This is a genomic window from Sphaerotilus hippei (assembly GCF_003201595.1).
Lineage (GTDB): Bacteria > Pseudomonadota > Gammaproteobacteria > Burkholderiales > Burkholderiaceae_C > Sphaerotilus > Sphaerotilus hippei.
In genome coordinates this window covers 1-3,005 of sequence record NZ_QJJS01000035.1, presented here as the reverse complement: position 1 = coordinate 3,005, position 3,005 = coordinate 1, and the positions used below count along the sequence as shown (strand labels likewise).

General features: G+C 51.2%; 3 protein-coding genes and 1 pseudogene. 3 read left to right on the top strand and 1 reads right to left on the bottom strand.

Annotated features, from left to right (window positions below):
* Positions 1-210: 210 nt before the first annotated feature.
* A pseudogene (locus C7444_RS19840) lies at positions 211-314 on the bottom strand (IS110 family transposase); the annotation flags it as partial.
* 151 nt (positions 315-465) lie between these two features.
* Here C7444_RS19840 and C7444_RS20105 point away from each other — a divergent pair.
* The 3 genes from C7444_RS20105 (at position 466) to C7444_RS20100 (ending at position 2,880) form a co-directional block, all read left to right on the top strand.
* Positions 466-1,017 carry a hypothetical protein gene (locus C7444_RS20105; protein ID WP_170130820.1) on the top strand — a complete coding sequence of 184 codons (552 nt, stop codon included), beginning with the start codon at positions 466-468 and terminating at the stop codon, positions 1,015-1,017.
* Positions 1,018-1,107: 90 nt separating this feature from the next.
* Positions 1,108-1,896, top strand: a complete 789-nt coding sequence (locus C7444_RS19835) for a PDDEXK family nuclease (protein ID WP_110402585.1) — start codon at positions 1,108-1,110, stop codon at positions 1,894-1,896.
* 123 nt (positions 1,897-2,019) lie between these two features.
* Positions 2,020-2,880, top strand: coding sequence for a hypothetical protein (locus C7444_RS20100; protein ID WP_146219459.1), 861 nt, complete (start codon positions 2,020-2,022; stop codon positions 2,878-2,880).
* Positions 2,881-3,005: the final 125 nt, after the last annotated feature.

The window sequence follows — 3,005 nt, the reverse complement described above, 5'->3', positions numbered from 1 at the left end:
CCATTTCATCACCGTTGTCAGGTGCACGCCGATCAGATTCGCAATCTCAACCCACGTGCGACCATCACTACGCAACCGGTGCGCTTGTTGGCGCAGTAGTTCCAATGATTCTTCACTCAGTGATCGTGCGTCAGGCTTTTTCATGCACCAAGTATAGCTAATTTCTATTTAATTGCCGTGTTAATAGTGTTGCTCTGATTTCCATGCTCGACGGTCCACCAAAGGCCGCACCAGCACGGCCTTGCCGACCTCATCGACACCATGCAGCGTGAACACGCTCTTGGCAAGTCGATACCGACGAACACAATGGTCATGGACATCCCCTTTCCAGCGGTGAACACGTGAGATTGAGCAACCCCATCGTGGCACTGAGCTCCGACGCTCGCTTCGGGTCAAACCGCAGTGCGTCGGGGTGGGACGGGGATGTCCCTTTCATTCGTTAGGCGTCGCAACTTCTCATCACAGATGGAATCAGCACTAATCGGCCTGCTCGGCGTCATAGTTGGATCAGCTCTGGCGACTCTAAAAGACTGGTGGCTCGCCCGCTACAAGATGACGGTCGATGGCAGACACCTTAGCCTTTTGGCCGCCTTTATGTTGGAGCGGTACGTGCAGCAGTGCGCTGAGGTGGCCATGGACTCCGGCGAGGAGGATCAGGATGGCATGATCAATTCGACAACCAAAACTCCTACGCTGAATCCTGGCTCGATCGTGGGCGACTGGAGGACCATTCCAGTCGAATTGACAAACGCGCTATTCGATCTTCAATTAGAAGAGGAAGCAACTGACAGAAGAGTAAGCAATGAGTTTGAGTACGCAGCGACTCCGCCGGACTACAGCGAATGGTTCGAAGAGCGACAATATGGTTATGCCATACTTGGAATCGCAGGACATGAACTGGCCAACCGCTTTCGCGAGTATGCTGGTCTGCCCGCCCGTGCGAAACGGGAATGGCCGCTGGGCAAGATGCTGGGACGAAAGGAGGCGACCGAACGAATGCGCAGAGAGAGACCATAGATTTGCAGTAAGCGATGCCATGTCATACTACCCCAATCAACTAGCACGTTATGCTGCAATAGAACAGAACAATGGGACCCCAATAAATATATGAATGTCTACGACAGTTTCTTTGCAGGAATCAGCCCAAAGGACTGGGAGTATTTCGCACAGGATTTTCTGGCACACTGCGGATACCATATTATGCAGGGGCCAGCTTCAGGCCCGGATGGCGGAAAAGACCTTCTGGTGAAGAATGGCAGCCTTTTTTATATAGTCAGCTGTAAGCATTTCATAGTATCTGGGAAGGATGTTGGGGTAGCTGATGAGCACAGCATCATCGATCGCATTCTTCAGCACAATGCAACTGGATTCATAGGGTTCTATTCTACGTATTTGACGGAGGCACTGAGAGGCAAGTTGCAGGCTATCGCCACCAAAGGTTACCCTGCTTTGTTTTTCGACAAGAATCAGATATTAGATTATATGCCCAGGCTCCCAAGCCAAGTTACTCAGAAGTACTCCGAAAATACACGCAGCAATAATTACGCACTTAACACTTCTGAAGAATATTATCTTCCTCTTGGTTGTCTCATTTGCGAGAAAGATATTCTTGCCCCGGATAGAATCCGTTCTTCGATGGCTTTGATTCACATTGATGGGGATGGTGTATTGCACTATATCTATGGCTGCAAAGAGTGCGTTCGCAAAATATACCATGAATTGTGGGCAGAGATATTTCAAGTTCTTCATGCGGAGCAGTTCAGCGCCTGGAATTTCATTGTAAGCGGCCTGACTGAAGGAAGAAAGTTGTCGGATGACTTTTACAAGAACAAGAGCGTGTTCGAATCACGATTGATCCAAAGGTTGTTCCCCACCAATATGGGCACTTGGCTCTGACAGTTCCAAGCATAACCAATGGGTGCTGACTGAAGCCGCACCGCCGCCGGTCGTCCCTCCCTCTGGCGGCACAGCGCAGCAGACCAACACGTTAGGCTACCTCATATCTCGGAGCATTTCAAATTGAGCCGACAATCGCGATACGAAGATTTTGAGAAGTTTACCAACGACGCGGAAGCTCGCTTCACCGAGTTGCGCGACACCGACGAAAGGGCGAAGAATTTCTCTGACTTCTATTCGTTCTACGCAGTTAAAGGCGGCGCAATGGGAGGCATTGACAAGAGAGTGTTCGAGGTCTTCTTCGGCAATCGCCCAATAGATCATGTTCAAACGTTCGAGTCCCAAGGTGGTCAATTTCCACTGAAGCAGGACCAGCTTCTTGCGGAAAGAGGCGCCACCCTGCGCTACGAACGAACTGATGTAGGAACCATCGTCTGCACACTGTTTCCGGCCAAGACAAAGAATCTTTGCCAACGTGAGGATTCCATCGTCTTGGACTGGATAACCTATCCGAAGGCGCTACATTCAAGACGCACACTGGAAGGCCACTGGAGATCCTTTATCTCCTACATGGAATGCACAAGCGTTGATGGTGAGCCCCGCGCATTGGACAAAATGCGGGTTGGCCATCTTAGATTTACACGCCTTCTTGTTATTGACGGTCGGGTTGCGAAAAGAAATGTTGTTGAAGCCGTTGAAAAGATTGTCGGCTATGTGCTGACTATTGGCTTGAGTGGCTTCCTCCTCACGTTAATCAACATGGTGGGCGCCTCTGGAGAAACAGAGAAGGTCAAGGCTGAAAGTGCAGCAGTCCCACTTCAGCTATCAGAGGCAAGCGGTATAATTCATGCCCAAAACGAAAGAATTATCTCCTTAGAGCGGCGTATTGACACCATTCAGACTGCTATAGCCGAGTGGCCTAACCCTCAGGGCGATTGCATGAAGCTCTTGCCTGAAATCGGTGCTACAAGAGCGAGTTTTTGACGCCCCCGATGCCCGACAACCAGCCCCTGCCCCCCCGCGCCTGAAGCCCTCGGCGACCTGGCGGCGTTCGCCGAACTCGACGACCCGCGCAGCCGGCGTTGCCGCTACCCGCTGGAGGAGTTGCT

What these genes read in the sequence shown, in the direction of transcription:
- C7444_RS20105 (WP_170130820.1), top strand. Translation starts at nt 466, where the DNA reads ATGGAATCAGCACTAATCGGCCTGCTCGGCGTCATAGTTGGATCAGCT.
- C7444_RS19835 (WP_110402585.1), top strand. Translation starts at nt 1,108, where the DNA reads ATGAATGTCTACGACAGTTTCTTTGCAGGAATCAGCCCAAAGGACTGG.